This window comes from Escherichia sp. MAL-1, assembly GCF_052948035.1.
The window spans coordinates 481,256-502,448 of the sequence record NZ_CM129609.1 but is presented as its reverse complement, the minus strand read 5'-3'; the positions used below and the strand labels follow the sequence as shown (position 1 = coordinate 502,448).

Sequence of the window (21,193 nt, the reverse complement as noted above, 5' to 3'; positions counted from 1 at the left end):
GTGCTCAAAACAAAAACCGGAGTCTGTGCTCCGGTTTTTTATTATTCGCTAATCAATTACTTATTAACGAACTCTTCGCCCAGGGCGATATCTTTCTTGAGCGTATCCAGCATACCTTCCAGCGCGTTCTGTTCAAATGCGCTCAGGGTACCGATAGATTTACGCTCTTCTACACCGTTTTTACCCAGCAGCAGCGGTTGAGAGAAGAAACGGGCGTACTGACCGTCGCCTTCAACGTAGGCACATTCGACAACGCCTTGTTCGCCCTGCAGTGCACGAACCAGAGACAGACCAAAACGTGCAGCTGCCTGGCCCATAGACAGGGTTGCAGACCCGCCACCGGCTTTCGCTTCAACCACCTCAGTACCCGCGTTCTGGATACGTTTGGTCAGATCAGCCACTTCCTGCTCGGTAAAACTAACGCCAGGAACCTGTGACAGCAGCGGCAGAATGGTAACACCAGAGTGACCGCCAATAACCGGCACTTCAACTTCGCCTGGCTGTTTGCCTTTCAGTTCCGCAACAAAGGTGTTGGAACGAATGATATCCAGCGTGGTAACGCCGAACAGTTTGTTTTTGTCATAAACACCGGCTTTTTTCAGCACTTCAGCAGCAATCGCAACTGTGGTGTTAACCGGGTTAGTGATAATACCAATGCACGCTTTCGGGCAGGTTTTCGCAACTTGCTGTACCAGGTTTTTCACGATGCCGGCGTTAACGTTAAACAGGTCGGAACGATCCATACCCGGTTTACGCGCTACACCTGCAGAGATAAGAACGACATCTGCGCCTTCCAGCGCCGGAGTCGCATCTTCACCAGAAAAACCTTTGATTTTCACAGCAGTAGGGATATGGCTCAGATCGACAGCCACACCGGGAGTCACTGGAGCGATATCATACAGAGAGAGTTCTGAACCTGAAGGCAGTTGGGTTTTTAACAGTAGTGCAAGCGCCTGGCCAATACCGCCAGCAGCGCCGAGGACTGCGACTTTCATCCTAAACTCCTTATTATATTGATAAACTAAGATATGTTGCTCCGCTGCCGCGACCTTAATCCACAAAATTGCCGTTTACAATGACCACATCTCAAGAATGTGTAGTCACGCAAGTTTAGCGTTTATGCATTTAATTGCCGTAATCAGGAACCTAACTTACGTAATTAACAGTCGCTTATGCATTAGCGCAACATTCCAACAGGTGGTGACAATATACCCTACCGTTCAGCCAAAACAACATCAATTTGATAACAATTAATTTACTTTTAAGCAGAATTTGCATGCCGTGACGCAGGCATGTTTCTCAATAACGAAATTTGATAAAATCCCGCTCTTTCATAACATTATTTCAGCCTTCTTCAGGGCTGACTGTTTGCATAAAAATTCATCTGTATGCACAATAATGTTGTATCAACCACCATATCGGGTGACTTATGCGAAGCTCGGCTAAGCAAGAAGAACTAGTTAAAGCATTTAAAGCATTACTTAAAGAAGAGAAATTTAGCTCCCAGGGCGAAATCGTCGCCGCGTTGCAGGAGCAAGGCTTTGACAATATTAATCAGTCTAAAGTCTCGCGGATGTTGACCAAGTTTGGTGCTGTACGTACACGCAATGCCAAAATGGAAATGGTTTACTGCCTGCCAGCTGAACTGGGTGTACCAACCACCTCCAGTCCATTGAAAAATCTGGTGCTGGATATCGACTACAACGATGCAGTTGTCGTGATTCATACCAGCCCTGGCGCGGCGCAGTTAATTGCTCGCCTGCTGGACTCACTGGGCAAAGCAGAAGGTATTCTGGGCACCATCGCTGGCGATGACACCATCTTTACCACCCCTGCTAACGGTTTCACCGTCAAAGACCTGTATGAAGCGATTTTAGAGCTGTTCGACCAGGAGCTTTAATCTCTGCCCCGTCGCTTCTGGCGGCGGGGAAAATGTTGCTTATCCCTCTCAACCCCCTGCTTTCCCCTGCGATTAATTTAACGAATAGTGCGTTTTACTGCGACATGTCATTCACACAATGAATACATAAGGTAAAAAAAGCACATTATGCAAAATTCATTATCTAATTGAAAAAACTAGAATTAACGATAAATAACCGTATTTTTAATTCTTTTTTGTTATTAAAATTCACATTTTTAACACTTAGTATCAACTGAAACAGTTAGCGCGGTATTAATTAGCTCAATAATTAGTGTATACTTGATTTTGTGATATGGGTCACGAAACAAAGGCCCAGCTAAAAGATTATGTCGAGGTAAAAATCATGAAAATCAAAACCACTGTTGCTGCATTAAGCGTACTTTCTGTTCTCTCTTTCGGTGCATTCGCTGCCGACTCCATTGATGCTGCACAAGCACAAAATCGTGAAGCAATCGGGACCGTATCCGTAAGTGGTGTGGCGTCTTCGCCAATGGATATGCGTGAAATGCTGAACAAAAAAGCGGAAGAGAAAGGCGCAACGGCCTACCAGATTACTGAAGCTCGTAGCGGTGACACCTGGCACGCTACGGCTGAACTGTACAAATAAACCCTCATCGTCTTGTCCGACGATATTGCCCCCGGTTCGGGGGCTTTTTTTTGCGCTAATGACGAACATTAAAACGCAAATGCCCTTCCAGCTCTTCCTCTGCCTCATCAAACAGCAATATTAACGCGCCAAAACGGCGACGCATTTTCTCTCCCAGATGAACAAATTCAATCTCAAGTGGTAGCGGCAGGACATCGTTCATTAACACATCCCATAGTGAGTCGAGATCGCGTACCTTATCTTTCGCCAGACCAAAGGTTTGGCTAAAGTCACGATAAAAATCCTCCTGACTCTCAATCTCATCAAAATCAAAGGTATAAATATTCATCTGTTGCCACCGTCACGTTTCGCGGCGAGTTCTGCCGTGCATCGCTAAGTATAGCCATGAAAAAACCGACGCTTTTGGCGTCGGTTTTGACTTAACTATCGGTCAACGCATGTTGATACTTATGGAGCATCCCCGCCAGCCGATGAACCGGTTCCGTCACCTGCGGTGGAGCTTGCCAGATGCGTAGCTTTTCCTGGTAGATTTCCAGTTCTTCCAGCAACTGACCAAAGTACCGACGACGTTTATCATCGCTACGGGCAGATATCACATGGTCTGCTGTGCGGCGCATTTGTCGGTGAAACGCCGATAAATCCTCGTTAACCGGGATCGGCGCATCACGCAGGCGCTGGTGGGCGATAATCATCGTCAGCGCCAGGCGAAATTTCGGCAAATCCCCTGGGAACTTATTCATCAGCAAAAACAGCTGCTGATAAAGTGCCGGGAGGTGGTTCTCTTTACGACGTGCCACATTGGTAGTCATCGCGGAAACAGCGGCAGAAACAAACTGATTAAGCAGTACACGTCCAGTCCTGTCGCGCGATTTATCCCGCACCAGCAAAATAACGGTGAACGCGAGCACACAGCCGACGATTTGCCCTAATGCGCTGTCGAGAAACTGACTGAAATGGAAAGTCATCGGGTTATCCAGCACGATAATATTTATGGTGCTGGCCAGTGCCCCCATCGAGCCCAGTCGCCGTTTCTGTACTTCTATACCGAGGAAGAATCCCAGCACTGCCAGGCTAATACACAGCAGCAACATGCTCTGTTGGGTATTAGGGATAATCACCAAAAAGTAGAGCAGCCCTAACGGCAGCGCGGCCAGCGTCCCGTAGATAAAGTCGATCGCCACCATGCGTGGATTCGGCAAACGCATTGCCAGTGACGTCACGACCGCAATCATCACCATTGCACCACTACCGGAAGTCCAGCCCGTCCACAGCCAGAAAAGCGTTCCCAGAATGCAGGAAAGTGTGGTTCGCCAGAAGTTAACCATTGCATGATGACGTTCGGCTGACTCTACTTTTACTTCCGGTTCGCCTTGCAGGATCTCTTCTTCGGTGGCGTTGATTTTTGTGTTACTGATAACGCCGCGCTTGAGAAGCTGATAACGCGTTGCCGCCGCGACCCAGCTATAAATGGTGACAGGCGTTTCCCGTTCCCCGGTCCAGGCGATAACTCTCCGCAGGCGTTTGAGCTGCTTGTGGACGTCCTGCGCGGTTTCTACCGGCGTGTCAAAAAATTCGCGGAAAGTATCAGTGATCAATTCCGGGCGCGTATTCTGAATAAGATAAGTTTCGCAGGATTGGGTAATCAGCGTCAGCGATAGCGTATTGATCGCTTTTAAACGTCGATTGGCCCGCGCCCAGCGGGAAGATTCCATATTCAGGTTGCTGCGCATACCTTGTAGCGCCGTGGTGCGTCGAACCAGGTCGCCCCAGGCTTTATCGACAACTTCACCATCGCCATGCTTGATACAGAGTTGCATTAATTGATATTGCGCGACCAGCAAACTTTCCAGCTCTCGATCCACTTCTTGTTTGATCGATCGCGGAGAAAAGAGCAAATCCGCCATAATGGCACACACAATACCGATAACGATCTCGCTACAACGTTCAACGGCAAACTGCGGCGTAAGCAATGGTTCCGGCTGAATGGTGATCACAATGATCAGCGCGGTATAACCGGCCAGCCCCCACGCATACGAGTTTTCTATTCGTACCAGCGAGGATATCCAGGTACAAAAACCGGCCCAGATACAGCACACCAGAATCATCAATAATGGTGCGCGGATCATCGCAATGATGATCACCAGTCCGGCAATACAGCCAATAAATGTGCCGATGATGCGCAAAAAGCCACGATAGCGTATCGCGCCAGAGTACGGTTCACCTCCCGCAGCAAAGGCCGGACCGGCAGCAACAATCGCCGCTGTCAGTACCGCCCAGCGTGGCGTTTCCAGCTGGAAGTGAAAGCCAACAAACAGCGCCAGTACAATGGCGGTCGCCAGTTTTACCGCAAAGCGAATATGTTGATTAGCAATGGAGAAAATACCCATCGTGATTAACCAAACTCACGCAGGCGATGGGCCATTTTACGGAAGAACGAATCCTGGCTTTCGTCGCGATCTTGTTTGCCAGTGACCACCACTGTAGCAGTGGTGCCCGCAGGCCAGATGTTCTCTTGCTGGTTGTCGAGACGAATACGAACCGGAACACGTTGCGCCAAACGCACCCATTCAAGGTTAGAGTCGATGGTCGCCATCCCTTTGTCGTCACGCGTGCTGCTGGCGTTGGTGACCCCTGCGGCAACACTATCAACAGTCCCTTTCAGCACTTTGTTACTGCCAAGCGGCGTGATCTCCGCACGATACCCAGGGCGCACCCCTTCCAGCTTAGTTTCTTCCATATAGGCCAGTACATAGAAAGAGTTCTGTTTCACCAGCGCAACCGCCGTTGATCCACGAGTAATAAACTCACCGGTATAGACGTTGAGGTTGGTCACCCAGCCATCCGCTGGCGCGCGGATCACCGTGCGTTCAAGATCCAGTTTTGCCAGATCGCGGGTCGCCTGCGCTTTCGCTAACTGATGCAGAACCGTTTGTAGTACGTTGTTGGCCTGGTCGATCTCTTCGCGAGACATCGCCTGCACACCGAGACGGTTACGACGTCCGGCCTCCTGGCGTTTCTCCTGTGCCAGTACCTGATAATAAGCAACATCGGCTTGCGCTTCCTCAAGCGCCTTTTGATAGCGCGGCTGGTCGATGGTGAACAGTACCTGTCCTTTTTTCACCAGCTGGTTATCATGAACATTCACCTGGGTAATGAGTCCAGAAACGTCCGGCGCGATCGCAACGACGTCAGCGCTAAAGCGCGCGTCACGCGTCCACGGGGATTCGGTGTAATAGACCCAGGCATTAAAAATTGCGATGAAGGCCAGAATGACTAATACGACCGTGATGGCCGTACGGGAGAATTTTCTTATTAGTGTTTTCACTTCAACCTCAAACGAACAGTCGCGATATCAAATAAAACAAGCAGCAATAGAGTGCGGTGTTGAACAACGCCGGATGCCAGACAAAGTCGTAGATACCTGTTGGCACAAGTACCCGGCGCACCAGCCAGAAAATCGCCAGTGATAAAAGCAATTCGAAAAATATCGGTGGGAAGGACAGCCCAAACACCACGATAACGGGAAACAGACTCATGTTGACCTTGGTTGTATAGAGAGAGCAGGCGTTATTATTTTCAGCATCTGTCGCCGCAGAGAAGGGCATGGAAAGCCGGGCGAGAGCAACATTGCTGTAGATTGATATTTAATATATTAGCGTAACTGTTATGCTGTTATCTATATTATGTGATCTAAATCACTTTTAAGTCAGAGTGAATAATGGAACGACTAAAACGCATGTCGGTGTTTGCCAAAGTAGTTGAATTTGGCTCTTTTACCGCCGCCGCCAGACAGCTACAGATGAGCGTTTCGTCCATCAGTCAGACGGTGTCAAAACTGGAAGATGAGTTACAGGTAAAGCTATTAAACCGTAGTACACGCAGCATTGGTCTGACTGAAGCCGGCAGAATTTACTACCAGGGCTGCCGTCGGATGCTCCATGAAGTGCAGGATGTTCATGAGCAACTGTATGCCTTCAATAACACCCCCATCGGGACGCTGCGCATTGGCTGTTCTTCAACTATGGCACAAAATGTTCTCGCCGGGCTGACAGCAAAAATGCTGAAAGAATACCCAGGTTTGAGCGTCAATCTGGTTACCGGAATTCCTGCCCCCGACCTGATTGCCGATGGTCTGGATGTGGTAATCCGCGTCGGCGCGTTGCAGGATTCCAGCCTGTTTTCCCGCCGTCTGGGCGCGATGCCGATGGTGGTGTGCGCCGCGAAAAGCTATCTCACACAATACGGCATACCGGAAAAACCCGCCGATTTGAGTAGTCATTCATGGCTTGAATACAGCGTGCGGCCCGACAATGAATTTGAACTGATTGCACCGGAAGGGATCTCGACTCGCCTGATCCCGCAAGGGAGATTTGTGACTAATGATCCGATGACGCTGGTGCGCTGGCTAACGGCGGGTGCCGGGATCGCCTATGTGCCGCTGATGTGGGTGATCAACGAGATCAATCGTGGGGAGCTGGAGATCCTGCTGCCGCGTTATCAGTCAGATCCACGCCCGGTTTATGCGTTATATACCGAAAAAGATAAGCTGCCGCTGAAGGTACAGGTCGTGATCAACTCGCTGACGGATTATTTTGTTGAGGTCGGTAAATTGTTTCAGGAGATGCACGGGCGCGGGAAAGAGAAGTAATTCATATTGTACTGTTACGTTGTACAAACCTGTGCCAACGGGTTCCCCTCACCCTAACCCCAGAGGAGCGAGGGGACCGTTCGTGCACGTAGAAAGATTAATTATCCTTCTGAAAATACTGAAATTATTACGCAGTACCGCCAACAGTCAGGTTATCAACTTTCAGCGTTGGCTGGCCCACGCCAACCGGCAAACTTTGCCCTTCTTTACCGCAGACACCCACGCCGTTATCCAGTTTCAGGTCGTTGCCAACCATCGAAATCTGCTGCATGGTTTCGATACCGGAACCAATCAACGTTGCGCCTTTCACCGGCTTCGTTACTTTACCGTTTTCAATCAGATATGCTTCTGAAGTGGAGAAAACGAATTTGCCGGAGGTGATATCCACCTGACCGCCACCAAAGTTCGGTGCATAGATACCGTACTCAACGGATTCAATAATTTCCTGCGGGGTCGATTTACCCGGCAGCATATAGGTGTTGGTCATACGCGGCATGGGCAGATGGGCGTAGGATTCACGGCGACCGTTGCCAGTCGGCGTCATCCCCATCAAACGCGCGTTGAGTTTATCCTGCATGTAGCCTTTCAGAATGCCGTTCTCAATCAGCACGTTGTACTGGCCTGGCGTACCTTCGTCATCAATCGCCACCGAACCTCGGCGATCGACCATCGTGCCGTCATCAACCACGGTACACAGTTCTGAAGCCACCAGCTCTCCGACCTGTCCACTAAATACTGAAGTGCCACGGCGGTTGAAGTCGCCTTCCAGACCGTGACCTACCGCTTCATGCAACAGCACGCCCGGCCAACCTGCGCCAAGTACTACCGGCATGGTGCCCGCTGGTGCAGCAACGGCAGAAAGATTGACCAGCGCCATACGCACTGCTTCTTTTGCCCATGCATCCGCACGGACTTCGCCGTCAAGATCGGCAAGGAAGAACTCATAACCAAAACGACCGCCGCCGCCACTGGCACCGCGTTCGCGTTTGCCATCTTCTTCGACCAGAACGCTCACGGAAAGACGCACCAGCGGACGGACATCCGCCGCTAGCGTGCCGTCGGTGGCCGCAACCAGAATTAATTCATAGACACCACTGAGGCTGGCAGTCACTTCCTGTACGCGCTTGTCCGCTTCGCGGGCAACCTTATCGACACGACGCAGGATATCCAGCTTCTCTTCACGGCTCATGCTTTGCAGCGGATCTACCGAGGTATACAACGGGCTATGCTCTACCGCGCCCAGCGTCTGTACTTTGCCATCACCACTATCACGGACGATGGTGCGCGCCGCTTGCGCACTCTGTTCCAGCGCCAGCAGGCTGATTTGGTCAGCGTAAGCAAATCCGGTTTTTTCACCGCTGATTGCACGCACGCCAACGCCCTGATCGATGTTGTAAGAACCATCTTTAATAATGCGGTCTTCTAAAACCCAGGATTCGTGATAGCTCGACTGAAAATAGAGATCGCCATAATCAAGGCGACGTTCGGCCAGTTGACCGAGGATCGCGAACAAGTCCTGATGTTTCAGGCCGTTCGCCGCTAGCAATTGTTCACTTACCAGGTTAAGACTCATCGTTTTTGCTACTCGTTAGTTACTGCAGTAGAGGATTTTTTACGGCTGCCGGATGCGGCGTGAACGCCCTATCCGGCCTACGGTTATGTTCCGGTTTGTAGGCCTGATAAGACGCACAGCGTCGCATCAGGCAACGGCTGTCGGATGCGGCGTAAACGCCTTATCCGACCTACGGTTATGTTCCGTTTGTAGGCCTGATAAGACGCACAGCGTCGCATCAGGCAACGGCTGCCGGATGCGGCGTAAACGCCTTATCCGACCTACGGTTATGTTCCGTTTGTAGGCCTGATAAGACGCACAGCGTCGCATCAGGCAACGGCTGCCGGATGCGGCGTGAACGCCCTATCCGACCTACGGTTATGTTCTGGCTCGTTGGCCTTTGGCAACGATTATCCTATGAGATTGGGGCAATTACGCGCCCTCGTCAAATCATTGCGCTTTTTCTTTACGCGGTTGGCGCAACACTTCGTTGATTTGCGGATCGTCCAGCGGACCCGAAATGTGATAGCGCAAAATGGAGACTTTGCTCCACAGCGGCCCCAGCACTTTACTGGCGGCAAACACTGCCGCGCCAACAATGGGGTTAACCGCAAAAGCCGCAGCCACGCCCACCGTCGCAGAAATCTCTGGTGCGACAACCGCTTCCATATTCAGGTCGCGACGTACCAGATTTACCGACCCTTTCATGGCGATATCCGCCTCCAGGCCATCCACCAGCGTGTCGTCGGTGTGCATAACGCCGTCTTTAATCCACGCGGTGCTGCGAATGGAGTCAAAATAGAACCCTTCGCCAAAAGTGTCTCTGAAATCAAAACGCAGCTTACGCATCAGGGCATCTACGCTCAATAAGCGCAGCAATTGCCCGGCATGTCCGGTATTGATTTCGGTAATTTCGCCTTTACCCAGTTGAGTATGAATGATGCCATTCAACGTCGCCTCATCTGGCTGCCACGGTGCTTTACGCCAGTGTAAATCGTAATCCACATTAAATGACGACTGCCGTATGGGCGTCGTGACACCAAAAAATTCTGCGGCGGCATCAATTTTCTGCCCGCGCAGTTTTCCTTTCAGCGAGGTACGTTCATTCCCCGGATTATTAACCCATTCACCATCGGCAGTAAGCCGCGAGAAACCAGTATCAATCAGTCCATTGGTCAGCGTTAATGTATCGCCAGAAATGGTGAGATCACTGTCAATACGACCGAATTTTTGCCCCCAGAACCAGCACTCTGCGCATCGTATTTGTGCGTCCGGCCAGCCACGGAAGTTAATGCGCTCCGTTGTCGGGAAAGGTGATGACGGCGTTGAATCACCACGAGTTTTCGCCACGCTCGGGTTGTAATAAAGATATTTGATATTCGCCAGCCACGGCGCGTTATTACGCATCGCCAGCGTGGCGTTGATTTCACGCCCTTGCGCCTCAACCTGGGTGCCATTTGCCGTCGGTTGCGAAACAATACTCAGGTTATTCCATTGCTGATTTCCCAGCGACAACATAGGCGTACGTAACGTTATGTGTTGTGGGAAACTCGCTGCACCACCGACACTCTCCGCCGCACCTTTCTGAAACAGGGCCAGCCACTCGGCACCATTCATCGGCGGCATATTGAGTTCAACACCACTTTGTTCCGGCAACGGCGGGAGCGTTTTACTGTCTGCCGCCCAAATAGCACGGTCGAGCGTCAGCTTTTGACCGAGCAACCAGCGGCTATTGAAATGGTTATCCGCACCAGCCTGTCCGGTTAAATCAAAGCTGTTGAGATTGCCATCAACCTTAACGTTTACCGGCAGTGGTTCACCCGCAGGTTTGGCTAACGGTGAAGGTAAGTGACTGCTCACATTCTTCAAATCGCCGTTTAGCTCTACGTTATACGTCGCGCCAGCATGATAAGGCAGAACAATGCCCACTTTACCATCCCACGCCACGCTGCCACTCAATGCTTCGTTCACCGCTGCAGGCAGAACGCCGGTTTTCGCCGGTTGCCAGTTACCGTTGAGGTTTACCGCTACCTGGTAGGCTTTTGCCCCTTCTTTGGTGGAAAAATCCACGTTCAACGGCTGATTAAACCAGCTTGCTGTCAGTGGTTCACTTTGCAGATCGCCATTGATAAAGCTGAATTTACCGCTCAAATTTTTCAGGGTGCTGGCGAGTGGTTTGATAAACAGACTGTTATTACGCAGCGTCACTTCACCTTTCGCGGTTACCAGCTCGCCGTTCAGCGGGATATCAAGATGTAAGCGAGCATTCACATCGCCGTCGAGCTGGAGTTCTTGCAGGGTCGCACCCAGAGAATCTTTCAGCGGTGTCTCATCAAAGTAAGGGCCAACGGCTTTACCCGGACCTTTAATGTCAGCGTCAATCAGCAGTTTTTCTTTTGAGTAGTCAGGGATCACTGCGGTAAGATTACTCGCGCGCACGCCGCCCAGATTAACGCCATCGGTTTTCATCCATAAACCGTCGTTAATAAAGTCCAGTTCAATATCAAGGTTAGTTAATGCAGGCCAGTCCGGCTGGAAGGCAAACTTCGCGTTGCGCAGCGGCACCAGCACTTCAAACTGACCTTCGTTGTGTTTATAGGGGAAGAGTTGCGGATTGCCACCATAAACCAGCGTCGCGTTATCCGCTTCACCGCCCTGAATCGCGCCACTTAAGTAATCAACCAGGTCTTTACCCATCAAGTTTTCCGGGAAATAGCGCCAGGCTTGTGAACCATCATCGGTACTGATGCCAGCCAGAATACCCAGCCAGGGTTCATCGTTAGCAGGTTGCAGGTAACGAAAACCGCCGCGCGCATGGACGGCTTTGGCTTTAACGTCAATATTACGCCCATCCAGCTGGAAACCTTTGTTATTGTTCAGCCAGCTTATAGTTGCCTGGCCGTCGGCGATTTCTAGTGGCGCACGGAATACCGTTTCGTAAGGCATCTTTGCCTGCTTCATCGACGCGGTAAGCAAACCATTTTCAACGCTGCCGGAAAGCGTCCCGGAGAAGTGTTCCGCACCCGGTAATAATTTCCATTGCTTCCAGGCCAGATCGCTCCACGATGCCTGAAAACGGGTCTTGTCTGCCGCCTGAAGCGGGATATCCAGCGCCAGAGTGTTAATCTTGCCGCTCGGTTGTGTGGAGCGCCAAACATCACCCAGTGCAGGTGAAAGTTTCGCGGCCAGCGGGCGTATGCCCTCCAGGCCTGCCAGCTCCAGATTACTGGCGCGAATCCGGAGTTCGTCACTGCGTTTATTGTCTTTGCCGCCAACGTCCTGTTCCGGTATCCAGGCCAGCGTCAATGCTCCGCTCGGCCAGGGTTTGCCGTCCATCGTGATCCGTGTATCGGGAATAGAGAACTGCCAGCCCGGATTTTCACGCGTAATATGCGCGGTCAGATTATCCACCGACAGCGTATGCGTTTGCTTCTCGCCCAACCAGCTGGCACCGCCCTGTTTCAGCCAGACGTCACCGCCGGTTACATCGCCTTTGTCGATCGTCATCCAGCCTTCAAGGGAGAACTGTGCCGTTTCCAGCGCAATATTGTCCTGCATCCATTTACCGAGCCACGGCTTCAGGTCGATGTCATCCGCCTGGAGCCAGACGCGACCATTGCTTAACAACCCCTCATCATCGCGCAAATCCATGCGCACCTGCATCACGCCGTGCTGTCCGGTAAGGCTGGAGAGGCTTACCAGGCCTTCCGCACGGTGTCGACGTGGATCGTTCAGCCAGGTGAGTTGTGGGATCGCCAGCTCGGCGCGCTGACCGGATGGCGTCAGGAAACTGACTTCACTGTCGCGAAGATCGAAATGGTCAAATTGACGAAGAAACAGATCGCTGATGTGACTGGCTTCCAGACTGTCATCACTACCACCGCTGGTGATAGGAGTGTTGGTGCGAAAGCGCAGCTGCCAGAAAGTGAGGTCGCGAAACTGCCAGCGCATATGTAACAGGCTCTGCCAGACATCCAGCGCCAGAGTAACGCGTTTAACCGAAAATTCGCCGCCATCTTTTAGTTCTGCACGGATGTCGTGTGCTTCAAGCGTCGGGCCAAAATTCTGCCAGCTGGCTGAGAGCTGACTGGCTTCTACCGGCATGCCAGTCGCGGATTCTATTTTGTTGAGGATTTCCGGACGCCAGGCGTCAAGATGCGGTAAAGCAATACGCAGGCCGCTAACCAGCAGGGCAGCGATCACAACGAGCGCGGCTCCAGTAAGCAGTAAAATCCCCGGCAATCGCCTCACCCGTCACTCCTTGTCTGCTAAAAATGTGACTCAAAAACCCTTTGCCGGATGGCGGCCCAGCATCTGTTTACATCATTACGACGTCAAACTGCTCCTGGTTATAGAGCGGTTCAATTTGTACTTTAACCTGTTTGCCAACGAAAATTTCCACTTCCGCCAGCGAGTGTGACTCTTCGCCTTTCAAGGCTTCAGCTACTGCCGGAGAAGCATAGACCAGGAAACGGTCGGAGTCGTAAGCATGGTGGACACGAACAATCTCGCGCATGATTTCATAGCATACCGTTTCCACGGTTTTCACCGTTCCGCGACCGTGGCAGGTTGGGCATTCGTTACACAGTACGTGCTCAATGCTTTCGCGGGTGCGTTTACGCGTCATCTCCACCAGCCCCAGCGCCGAAAAACCATTAACGCTGGTTTTCACCCGGTCTTTGCTCAACGCCTGCTCCAGCGAGTGCAGCACTCGGCGGCGGTGATCTTCATTATTCATATCGATGAAATCAATAATGATAATCCCGCCCAGATTACGCAACCGTAACTGGCGAGCGATAGCCTGCGTCGCTTCAATATTGGTATTGAAAATGGTGTCGTCCAGATTGCGATGACCGACAAACGCTCCGGTATTGATGTCCACGGTGGTCATCGCTTCGGTCTGGTCGATAATGAGATAACCACCGGATTTCAGTTCTACTTTGCGTTCCAGCGCTCGCTGGATTTCGTTTTCGACATCAAAGAGATCGAAAATCGGCTGGCGTCCTGTGTAATGCTCCAGCTTGCTTGTCATCTCGGGAATGTACTCCGAGGTGAACTCAAGTAACGCTTCGTAAGTCAGGCGTGAGTCAACGCGAATGCGGTCCAGTTCGGCATCGGCGAAATCACGCAGAACACGCTGCGCCAGCGCCAGTTCGCCGTACAGCTGATAACGGGTCTGCGGGCGTTTTTTACGCTCCATAACTTTGGTCCAGACGCGTTTCAGATAAGCGGCATCGGAGGCCAGTTCAGCCTCGCCAACCCCTTCCGCTGCGGTACGGATGATAAACCCGCCCTGCTCGTCGCAATACTCTGCGACCACTTTTTTCAGGCGTTCACGTTCTGATTCGCTTTCAATACGTTGGGAAACCCCAACGTGAGAAGCCCCTGGCATAAACACCAGATAGCGAGAAGGGAGCGTGATATCGGTGGTCAGGCGCGCACCTTTAGTGCCAAGCGGATCTTTCACCACCTGCACCATCAGATCTTGCCCCTGACGAACCAGTTCCGAGATGTCGCGCACCGTGAATTGCTTTTGTTCTTCACCCGCCACACATTCGGTGTGCGGCATGATGTCGGATGCATGAAGAAACGCGGCTTTATCCAGCCCAATATCTACAAAAGCCGCCTGCATACCCGGAAGTACACGACTTACACGACCCTTGTAGATATTGCCTACTATTCCGCGTCGCGCCTCACGTTCAATATGAATTTCCTGCAGAATACCGCCATCAATATACGCCACTCGCGTTTCCGAAGGCGTTACGTTTACTAACAATTCAGCCGTCATGTTTATCCCTTTTCTCACGCAGTGCGTTAAAATTACTTAATAATTCATACGTTTCAACCAGCGGTAAGCCGACTACGGCGTGATAGCTGCCATTTATCTTCCTGACAAAACAGCCACCCAGCCCCTGAATACCGTATGCACCTGCTTTATCTAACGGTTCATCGCTGGCGACATAGCCCGCGATGTCTTCGTCTGTTAACGTTCTGAAAGTCACATCGGTGACCACCAGGCAATCGAGAATGTGCTGGCTGTCGGCCAACGCCACTGCTGTCATCACCTGATGGGTCTGACCCGATAATTTGCGCAACATCTGCGCCGCATGCTCTGCGTCGCGCGGTTTCTCCAGCACTTCTCCGTTCAGGATAACGATAGTATCCGCACCCAGCACCGGGAGATCCTTCGCCGTTTGCGCGACACCTGCCCGTGCTTTCTCGCGCGCCAGACGCACAACATACTGCTGCGCGCTCTCCTGCGGCTGACGCTGCTCCTCAATGCCCGTAACAATACGTTCAAAGGTCACGCCAAGTTGCGCAAGTAACTCCTGGCGACGCGGAGAACCGGAAGCTAAATACAGAGAAGTCATAGAAACCTTTATTGCACTGCAAACTGCTGACGGACTTTGCGCATCAGCAAGAAAATCCACGGCCAGAGCACCCCATTGACTACACTACTCCAGAACACTTCCGGTCTGAAAGAGACGTTAATCACTAAAAACTCTGCCCAGAAAACAATAATATCCACCACCAGCGAAAGCAACATGACGACCAGCGCCTGCTGCCATAATGCGAGGTTGCGGAAAAGCTGGTATTTCAGCGCCACCAGGTAAGCAATGATGCTCATCGCCAATACGCGTACGCCAAGCGTCGAGCCGCTGATCAGATCCAGTATGGCACCCATCACAAAACCTGTGCCCACATTTACGCGATGAGGCAAGGCCAGGATCCAATACAACAAGATGAGTAACACCCAGTTTGGCCGGAAAACAATCAGGTTATCCGGCCAGGGCATGATTTGCAGCAACAGCGCAATGAGGAAAGAGAGCCAGATTACCCAGCGTCCCTGGCTACGATAGCTCGCCACTATTGCCCTCCCGGCGCACGCGCAGGCGGTTGAGCACCACTTTGCGGCGGCGTAGCCCTTTGTGGAGAGCGATTAGCAGCAGGCTGTGTCGGCGCAGCAGGCGCAGTAGCTGCATTTCCTGTCGCCGGTTGCTGCGGAGTCGGCTGAGCGATCCCCGTTGCCGGTTCAGGTAACTTTGGCCCCATCGCGTCTGGCGAAGGCAATACCTGCGGCATCATCTGCATCAGACGTTCATTAGCAACACGATGCACCTCTTCCGGCGTCATCGGGTTAGCGCCGTTACGATCTGCCCCCCACAGCAGCAGCAGATAACGCAAACGTTGCAGCCCTGCAGTCGGACGCGCCTGAATCACAGTATAAGCGCGCTGGGTATCGAGTTTTACGGAAGAGACAACCGCGACCGGATAGCCTTCCGGGAAACGACCGCCCAGACCGGAAGTCACCAGCACATCACCAACACGAATATCCGTATTCGCCGGCAGATGCTCAAGCTGCAAATCATCCGTACAACCGTTACCGGCTGCAATTACGCGGATATCGTTGCGCAGCACCTGGATTGGCAGCGCGTGGGTCGCATCACAAATCAGCAGCACGCGACTGGTCAGTTTAGCGACGGCCACCACCTGACCAACAACACCTTTGTCGCTGATGACCGGCTGGCCTTCATAAACGCCATTAACGCTACCTTTATCGATAACAACTTGATCGCTATAAGGATCGTTAACCGTGGAGATAACCTGAGTCACCATTTTCTGCTCATCCTGACGCAGCGGGGAACCCAGCAGCTCGCGCAGACGCGCGTTCTCCTGTTTGTATTGTCCAAGCATCAGCAGTTCACTGTTTTTCAGCAACAGTTCCTGACGTAACGCCCGGTTTTCAAGTTCTAATTGGTCACGCGAGGCCAGCGTCTGCGATACGCCATCCAGCAATTCACGAGGAGCATTGGAAACAAAGTAGAAAGGACTGACGGCGGTATCCATATAAGTACGGATTTGACTGAACGTCCCCAGGCGGCTGTCGGCAATAATAATGCCGAGCGCCACCAGCACCGCCAGAATAAGGCGAATCTGTAGCGACGGGCCACGGCTAAAAATTGGCTTCATAAGTTATGCGTATTCTCGTATCAGACCAGGCAGGGTAAACAGACACTTCCCCTGCCTGCATCCGATTACTCTTCGCTGAACAGGTCGCCGCCGTGCATGTCGATCATTTCCAGCGCTTTGCCGCCACCGCGCGCCACACAGGTCAGCGGGTCTTCAGCAACAACGACTGGAATGCCGGTTTCTTCCATTAACAAACGGTCAAGGTTACGCAGCAGTGCGCCACCACCGGTGAGCACCATGCCGCGCTCGGAGATGTCGGAAGCCAGTTCCGGCGGGCACTGTTCCAGTGCAACCATTACCGCGCTCACAATACCGGTCAGCGGTTCCTGCAGTGCTTCGAGGATTTCATTGGAGTTCAGGGTAAAACCGCGTGGAACACCTTCTGCCAGGTTACGGCCACGAACTTCGATTTCACGGACTTCATCGCCCGGATAAGCCGAACCGATTTCGTGCTTGATACGTTCTGCGGTGGCTTCACCGATCAGAGAACCGTAATTACGACGCACATAGTTGATGATAGCTTCGTCGAAACGGTCACCACCAATGCGCACAGAAGAGGAGTAAACCACACCGTTCAAGGAGATAACAGCAACTTCAGTGGTACCACCACCGATATCAACCACCATAGAACCGGTCGCTTCAGAAACCGGCAGGCCAGCACCAATTGCGGCAGCCATCGGTTCTTCAATCAGGAAGACTTCACGGGCACCAGCGCCCTGCGCGGATTCACGAATTGCGCGGCGTTCAACCTGGGTCGCGCCAACCGGCACACAAACCAGAACGCGCGGGCTTGGACGCATAAAGCTGTTGCTGTGCACTTGTTTGATGAAGTGCTGGAGCATTTTTTCAGTCACGAAGAAGTCGGCGATAACGCCGTCTTTCATTGGGCGAATGGCAGCAATATTGCCCGGCGTACGGCCCAGCATCTGCTTCGCGTCATGACCTACTGCAGCTACGCTTTTCGGTGAACCGGCACGATCCTGACGAATGGCCACCACGGAAGGCTCATTCAATACGATGCCTTGTCCTTTTACATAAATGAGGGTATTCGCAGTACCCAGGTCAATGGACAAGTCATTGGAAAACATGCCACGAAATTTTTTCAACATACTAAGGGATAATCCTGAAAGCTGGGGCGGAAAAGAAAATCCGCTTACTTTACCAACCACACGCAGCAGCGACAAGGCGCAAAAATCATCTGCTACGGTGAAAATTAGTGCAGTTCGTTTCCTTTGTTACAAATCTCTGCCTGAGTCCAGAAAGGCTTAATGCATCAGCAGCATTCCTCGCCTGTTTGCAACCGCGTAAGGTCATTCATCTGCATATGTGCTGCAACAATCTGGCGAGCAGACAAGCACACTCCCATGAGACGCAGCGCGCGTTATTCTACGTGAAAACGGATTAAACGGCAGGTTAAACCGAGTATCTTTGTGAATATTTTTTCACGTTAGTATCAAGTGGCTGTGAGGACGCGAAAAAATCCCCTTGCCCGCCTGTAACACCGCGCTGAATCAGGGTCTGCCACTCGCTTCGCGAACGCACGCCGGTGGCGTAAACCTGGGTGCTGGTCCCGGAGCAGGCTTCCACCAGGCTTTGAACCAGCAGCTGGTTCTCCGTTCGCTTCTCAATGTTTCTGACCAGCCCCGGATGGAGCTTGAGTAACTCAACATTAAGTTCTTTGATCCAACTGGTACTTACCAGCGTCAAACCAGCCTGGTTGACGGCTACCCGTACCCCTAAAGCATTCACTAAACGAATAACAGGTTGTAAACGACTGATATGTTGACCTACATCGGCCTCTGCAAGTTCAATAATTATGCGTTTTCGTTGTGATTTTTCACATTGCATTAACGTATCGCGCAGCCAACGCTGAAAACGCGGGCGAATCAGCGACTCAACGGTAACCTGAATCGCCAGATTTTCCTCTGGCCAGTAACGCAATAGTGGAATAAGACGGCTGATTTGCAGACGGTCATACTCTTCCGATAAGCCAAACTGCAAGACCATCGGCATATACTCCGCCGAGCTAACCTCTTCATTACCATCGAAGATGCGGCACATGAGTTCGCGATGATGAACCTGACCTTCGCGAGTAACCGCCGGTTTTTGATAAAGGCGCGGGCCGCCGCGACTGAGCATTTGCTCGATAAGCGTACGCCAGCGAACATTACCGCGTCCTTTTTCAGGCAACGAGTCATCGTAAATAGCCCAGCTATTGCCGCCCTGCAATCCCGCATTACGCGTGGCAGACTCTGCATGTTCCATTACCTGCTCGGTATCCTGACCACTACGCCAGGCGCAGATACCAATGTGGATCATATCGTCGCGATCGAGCATTTTATTGTTCGGCAAGGTATCAACGGCTTTGATTAACTGACCGGCGATGCTCTCTGCCTCTTTTAACGTCCGGTGCGGTAACAGCGCAGCAAAATCACTGCGGTGGTAACGCGCCAGCAGTGCGCCAGGGTAGCGCATCATAAATGTCGACAGCAGATTCGTCAGAGTGAAGAACTGTTCTTCAACCTGGCTGTGCCCCCAGGTATCGCTCAACATATTGAAATCCGGCAGACGAATCATCATCACGATCCCGTGGGTACCTACTTTCTCCTGATCTTCCAGTAACGTTGCTAACTGATTATCGAAAAAGAGTCGGTTATTGAGGCCGGTTTTCACGTCCTGGGCGGCATAAGAGCGGATCAGCGTATCAAGACGGCTGTGTTGTTCGCGTGCGTTCTGAATTTCACGAAGCAGCGTATCCAGCGCACTGCTGGTTCTGGGCGGCCATTCATAGATGGTTCCCAACACATTAGAGCCACGCTCACCGTTTAAGATACGAGTAGCCCGGGTTTCCAGCAATTCTTGCCCGGCAAGTTGCCGTTGTAACCAGCGTACCGCCAGGAAGAGCATAACAATGATAAAGCCAATCGCCCCCGTGAGCGGCGCGGTGGTCATCAACGAATGGAAATAGTTGCCCATCGGATCCTGATAAACCAGACGCAACGACATCCCCGGATGCTTTATCAACGGAACGCTCAGTTCGCGAAACAGATCGCTGGAGCCAACTGGACGATAACTACCATTTCTGGCCAGGGTATAAACCTGTTTATCACCATGGAGCAGGTCTACACGAACGATATCTGCCGACATCATTAATTCGGTAATTTGTGGCCTTAATACGCTGAAGTCATTCGACACAAGGTGGGTATCAATCGCCGTCGCCACCGCCTGAACGCGATGACTAAACTTATACTGAATGGCGTTGTAGAAACTTAGCGAACAGCCCAGCAAAGTCACAAAAATTGTTAACCCGGTGAGCAGCGTAACAAAGGCCGAAAATTTCGTCGTTAATCTCATCCTTGTGTTAACTCCGATAGTGAGGAAGCGGGCATACTAGCAAATCAGATTTATCTCGCAATTTATTGCGCTTCATCGGCTTTGCTTTTCCATTAGCGAGTATAGTCTTCAGAAATTATTTTCCAATCCATCATGCACATGAGGGCCACTTATGCAGGCGTTACTTTTAGAACAGCAGGACGGCAAAACTCTCGCATCAGTACAGACTCTGGACGAAAGTCGCCTGCCGGAGGGCGATGTCACGGTCGATGTTCACTGGTCGAGCCTGAACTATAAAGATGCGCTGGCGATTACCGGTAAGGGAAAAATCATCCGTAATTTTCCGATGATTCCTGGGATCGATTTTGCCGGAACTGTACGCACCAGCGAAGATCCGCGTTTTCATGCCGGTCAGGAGGTGTTACTCACTGGCTGGGGCGTTGGTGAAAACCACTGGGGTGGGCTGGCGGAGCAGGCGCGAGTGAAAGGTGACTGGCTGGTTGCCATGCCGCAAGGGCTGGACGCGCGTAAAGCAATGATTATCGGTACTGCCGGTTTTACCGCCATGCTGTGTGTGATGGCGCTGGAAGATGCCGGTGTTCGCCCGCAGGACGGGGAGATTGTCGTGACGGGTGCCAGTGGTGGCGTCGGCAGTACCGCCGTGGCGCTGCTGCATAAGTTGGGTTATCAGGTCGTTGCCGTTTCCGGTCGCGAAAGTACCCATGAATATCTGAAAAGTTTAGGTGCTAGCCGTGTTCTCCCTCGTGATGAGTTTGCCGAATCCCGTCCTCTGGAAAAACAAGTCTGGGCTGGGGCAATTGACACCGTTGGCGACAAAGTGCTGGCAAAAGTGCTGGCGCAAATGAATTACGGCGGCTGCGTGGCGGCCTGTGGTCTGGCGGGTGGTTTTACTCTGCCAACCACGGTCATGCCATTTATTCTGCGTAATGTCCGTTTGCAAGGGGTGGATTCAGTAATGACGCCACCAGAACGCCGCGCACAAGCCTGGCAGCGACTGGTCGCCGATTTACCGGAATCATTCTATACCCAGGCGGCAAAAGAGATATCTCTGGCAGAGGCACCGAAGTTTGCCGAGGCCATCATTAATAACCAGATCCAGGGTCGCACGCTGGTGAAGGTTAACTAACCATTTAGCAAGGA

Annotated in this window: 17 protein-coding genes; 4 read left to right on the top strand and 13 right to left on the bottom strand. The window is 51.9% G+C overall.

The genetic code is table 11. From position 1 onward, the window contains the following. Positions 1-56: 56 nt before the first annotated feature. Positions 57-995 carry a malate dehydrogenase gene (gene mdh / locus ACU8XX_RS02445; RefSeq protein WP_001295272.1) on the bottom strand — a complete coding sequence of 313 codons (939 nt, stop codon included), beginning with the start codon at positions 993-995 and terminating at the stop codon, positions 57-59. Between the two features lie 434 nt (positions 996-1,429). Between mdh and argR the strand changes: the two genes are divergently transcribed. Further along, complete coding sequence (gene argR / locus ACU8XX_RS02440; RefSeq protein ID WP_001257846.1) at positions 1,430-1,900, top strand: transcriptional regulator ArgR; 471 nt, start codon at positions 1,430-1,432, stop codon at positions 1,898-1,900. 364 nt (positions 1,901-2,264) lie between these two features. Next, complete coding sequence (gene yhcN, locus ACU8XX_RS02435) at positions 2,265-2,528, top strand: peroxide/acid stress response protein YhcN (protein WP_000695690.1); 264 nt, start codon at positions 2,265-2,267, stop codon at positions 2,526-2,528. A gap of 55 nt (positions 2,529-2,583) precedes the next feature. On the opposite strand, the gene ACU8XX_RS02430 is transcribed toward yhcN, so the two are convergent. The 4 genes from ACU8XX_RS02430 to aaeX form a co-directional block, all read right to left on the bottom strand. Continuing rightward, complete coding sequence (locus ACU8XX_RS02430; RefSeq protein WP_001029011.1) at positions 2,584-2,856, bottom strand: barstar family protein; 273 nt, start codon at positions 2,854-2,856, stop codon at positions 2,584-2,586. Positions 2,857-2,947: 91 nt separating this feature from the next. Next, a complete protein-coding gene (gene aaeB / locus ACU8XX_RS02425) occupies positions 2,948-4,915 on the bottom strand; it encodes a p-hydroxybenzoic acid efflux pump subunit AaeB (RefSeq protein WP_000510962.1) in 1,968 nt (655 codons plus the stop codon). A gap of 5 nt (positions 4,916-4,920) precedes the next feature. Next, entirely contained in the window at positions 4,921-5,853 is a 933-nt protein-coding gene (gene aaeA, locus ACU8XX_RS02420; protein ID WP_000854033.1) for a p-hydroxybenzoic acid efflux pump subunit AaeA, read from the bottom strand. Between the two features lie 7 nt (positions 5,854-5,860). Next, positions 5,861-6,064 carry a p-hydroxybenzoic acid efflux pump operon protein AaeX gene (gene aaeX / locus ACU8XX_RS02415; RefSeq protein ID WP_000051841.1) on the bottom strand — a complete coding sequence of 68 codons (204 nt, stop codon included), beginning with the start codon at positions 6,062-6,064 and terminating at the stop codon, positions 5,861-5,863. A gap of 182 nt (positions 6,065-6,246) precedes the next feature. Between aaeX and aaeR the strand changes: the two genes are divergently transcribed. Then, a complete protein-coding gene (gene aaeR / locus ACU8XX_RS02410) occupies positions 6,247-7,176 on the top strand; it encodes an HTH-type transcriptional activator AaeR (protein ID WP_000440317.1) in 930 nt (309 codons plus the stop codon). Between the two features lie 127 nt (positions 7,177-7,303). Here the strand turns inward: aaeR and tldD are convergent, their stop codons facing one another. From tldD to csrD, 8 genes are all read right to left on the bottom strand, one after another. After that, positions 7,304-8,749 (bottom strand): metalloprotease TldD, encoded by a 1,446-nt coding sequence (gene tldD / locus ACU8XX_RS02405; RefSeq protein ID WP_000055909.1) that lies wholly within the window; start codon positions 8,747-8,749, stop codon positions 7,304-7,306. A gap of 429 nt (positions 8,750-9,178) precedes the next feature. Beyond that, positions 9,179-12,979 (bottom strand): AsmA2 domain-containing protein YhdP, encoded by a 3,801-nt coding sequence (gene yhdP / locus ACU8XX_RS02400; protein ID WP_001253615.1) that lies wholly within the window; start codon positions 12,977-12,979, stop codon positions 9,179-9,181. 67 nt (positions 12,980-13,046) lie between these two features. After that, complete coding sequence (gene rng, locus ACU8XX_RS02395; protein ID WP_000123197.1) at positions 13,047-14,516, bottom strand: ribonuclease G; 1,470 nt, start codon at positions 14,514-14,516, stop codon at positions 13,047-13,049. Next, positions 14,506-15,099 (bottom strand): nucleoside triphosphate pyrophosphatase YhdE, encoded by a 594-nt coding sequence (yhdE, locus tag ACU8XX_RS02390; RefSeq protein WP_000203105.1) that lies wholly within the window; start codon positions 15,097-15,099, stop codon positions 14,506-14,508. The genes rng and yhdE overlap by 11 nt, the downstream gene beginning before the upstream one ends. 8 nt (positions 15,100-15,107) lie before the next feature. Beyond that, on the bottom strand, positions 15,108-15,596 hold the full coding sequence (mreD, locus tag ACU8XX_RS02385) for a rod shape-determining protein MreD (protein WP_000179409.1): 489 nt from the start codon (positions 15,594-15,596) through the stop codon (positions 15,108-15,110). Next, positions 15,596-16,699 (bottom strand): rod shape-determining protein MreC, encoded by a 1,104-nt coding sequence (gene mreC / locus ACU8XX_RS02380; protein WP_000802511.1) that lies wholly within the window; start codon positions 16,697-16,699, stop codon positions 15,596-15,598. The genes mreD and mreC overlap by 1 nt, the downstream gene beginning before the upstream one ends. 65 nt (positions 16,700-16,764) lie before the next feature. Next, on the bottom strand, positions 16,765-17,808 hold the full coding sequence (gene mreB / locus ACU8XX_RS02375) for a rod shape-determining protein MreB (protein ID WP_000913396.1): 1,044 nt from the start codon (positions 17,806-17,808) through the stop codon (positions 16,765-16,767). A 304-nt stretch (positions 17,809-18,112) separates the two neighbouring features. Beyond that, the gene (csrD, locus tag ACU8XX_RS02370; RefSeq protein ID WP_001241469.1) at positions 18,113-20,053 is read right to left on the bottom strand and encodes an RNase E specificity factor CsrD; all 1,941 of its coding nucleotides are present in this window, start codon (positions 20,051-20,053) and stop codon (positions 18,113-18,115) included. 151 nt (positions 20,054-20,204) lie between these two features. Between csrD and acuI the strand changes: the two genes are divergently transcribed. After that, positions 20,205-21,179, top strand: coding sequence for an acrylyl-CoA reductase (NADPH) (gene acuI / locus ACU8XX_RS02365; protein ID WP_001148480.1), 975 nt, complete (start codon positions 20,205-20,207; stop codon positions 21,177-21,179). Positions 21,180-21,193 lie beyond the last annotated feature (14 nt).

Bases quoted from the DNA above. Each gene is read 5' to 3' on its own strand.
- aaeB (WP_000510962.1), bottom strand. From the start codon at position 4,915: ATGGGTATTTTCTCCATTGCTAATCAACATATTCGCTTTGCGGTAAAA.
- yhdE (WP_000203105.1), bottom strand. From the start codon at position 15,099: ATGACTTCTCTGTATTTAGCTTCCGGTTCTCCGCGTCGCCAGGAGTTA.
- rng (WP_000123197.1), bottom strand. From the start codon at position 14,516: ATGACGGCTGAATTGTTAGTAAACGTAACGCCTTCGGAAACGCGAGTG.
- aaeX (WP_000051841.1), bottom strand. From the start codon at position 6,064: ATGAGTCTGTTTCCCGTTATCGTGGTGTTTGGGCTGTCCTTCCCACCG.
- mdh (WP_001295272.1), bottom strand. From the start codon at position 995: ATGAAAGTCGCAGTCCTCGGCGCTGCTGGCGGTATTGGCCAGGCGCTT.
- ACU8XX_RS02430 (WP_001029011.1), bottom strand. From the start codon at position 2,856: ATGAATATTTATACCTTTGATTTTGATGAGATTGAGAGTCAGGAGGAT.
- mreB (WP_000913396.1), bottom strand. From the start codon at position 17,808: ATGTTGAAAAAATTTCGTGGCATGTTTTCCAATGACTTGTCCATTGAC.
- mreC (WP_000802511.1), bottom strand. From the start codon at position 16,699: ATGAAGCCAATTTTTAGCCGTGGCCCGTCGCTACAGATTCGCCTTATT.
- tldD (WP_000055909.1), bottom strand. From the start codon at position 8,749: ATGAGTCTTAACCTGGTAAGTGAACAATTGCTAGCGGCGAACGGCCTG.
- argR (WP_001257846.1), top strand. From the start codon at position 1,430: ATGCGAAGCTCGGCTAAGCAAGAAGAACTAGTTAAAGCATTTAAAGCA.
- aaeR (WP_000440317.1), top strand. From the start codon at position 6,247: ATGGAACGACTAAAACGCATGTCGGTGTTTGCCAAAGTAGTTGAATTT.
- yhcN (WP_000695690.1), top strand. From the start codon at position 2,265: ATGAAAATCAAAACCACTGTTGCTGCATTAAGCGTACTTTCTGTTCTC.
- acuI (WP_001148480.1), top strand. From the start codon at position 20,205: ATGCAGGCGTTACTTTTAGAACAGCAGGACGGCAAAACTCTCGCATCA.
- csrD (WP_001241469.1), bottom strand. From the start codon at position 20,053: ATGAGATTAACGACGAAATTTTCGGCCTTTGTTACGCTGCTCACCGGG.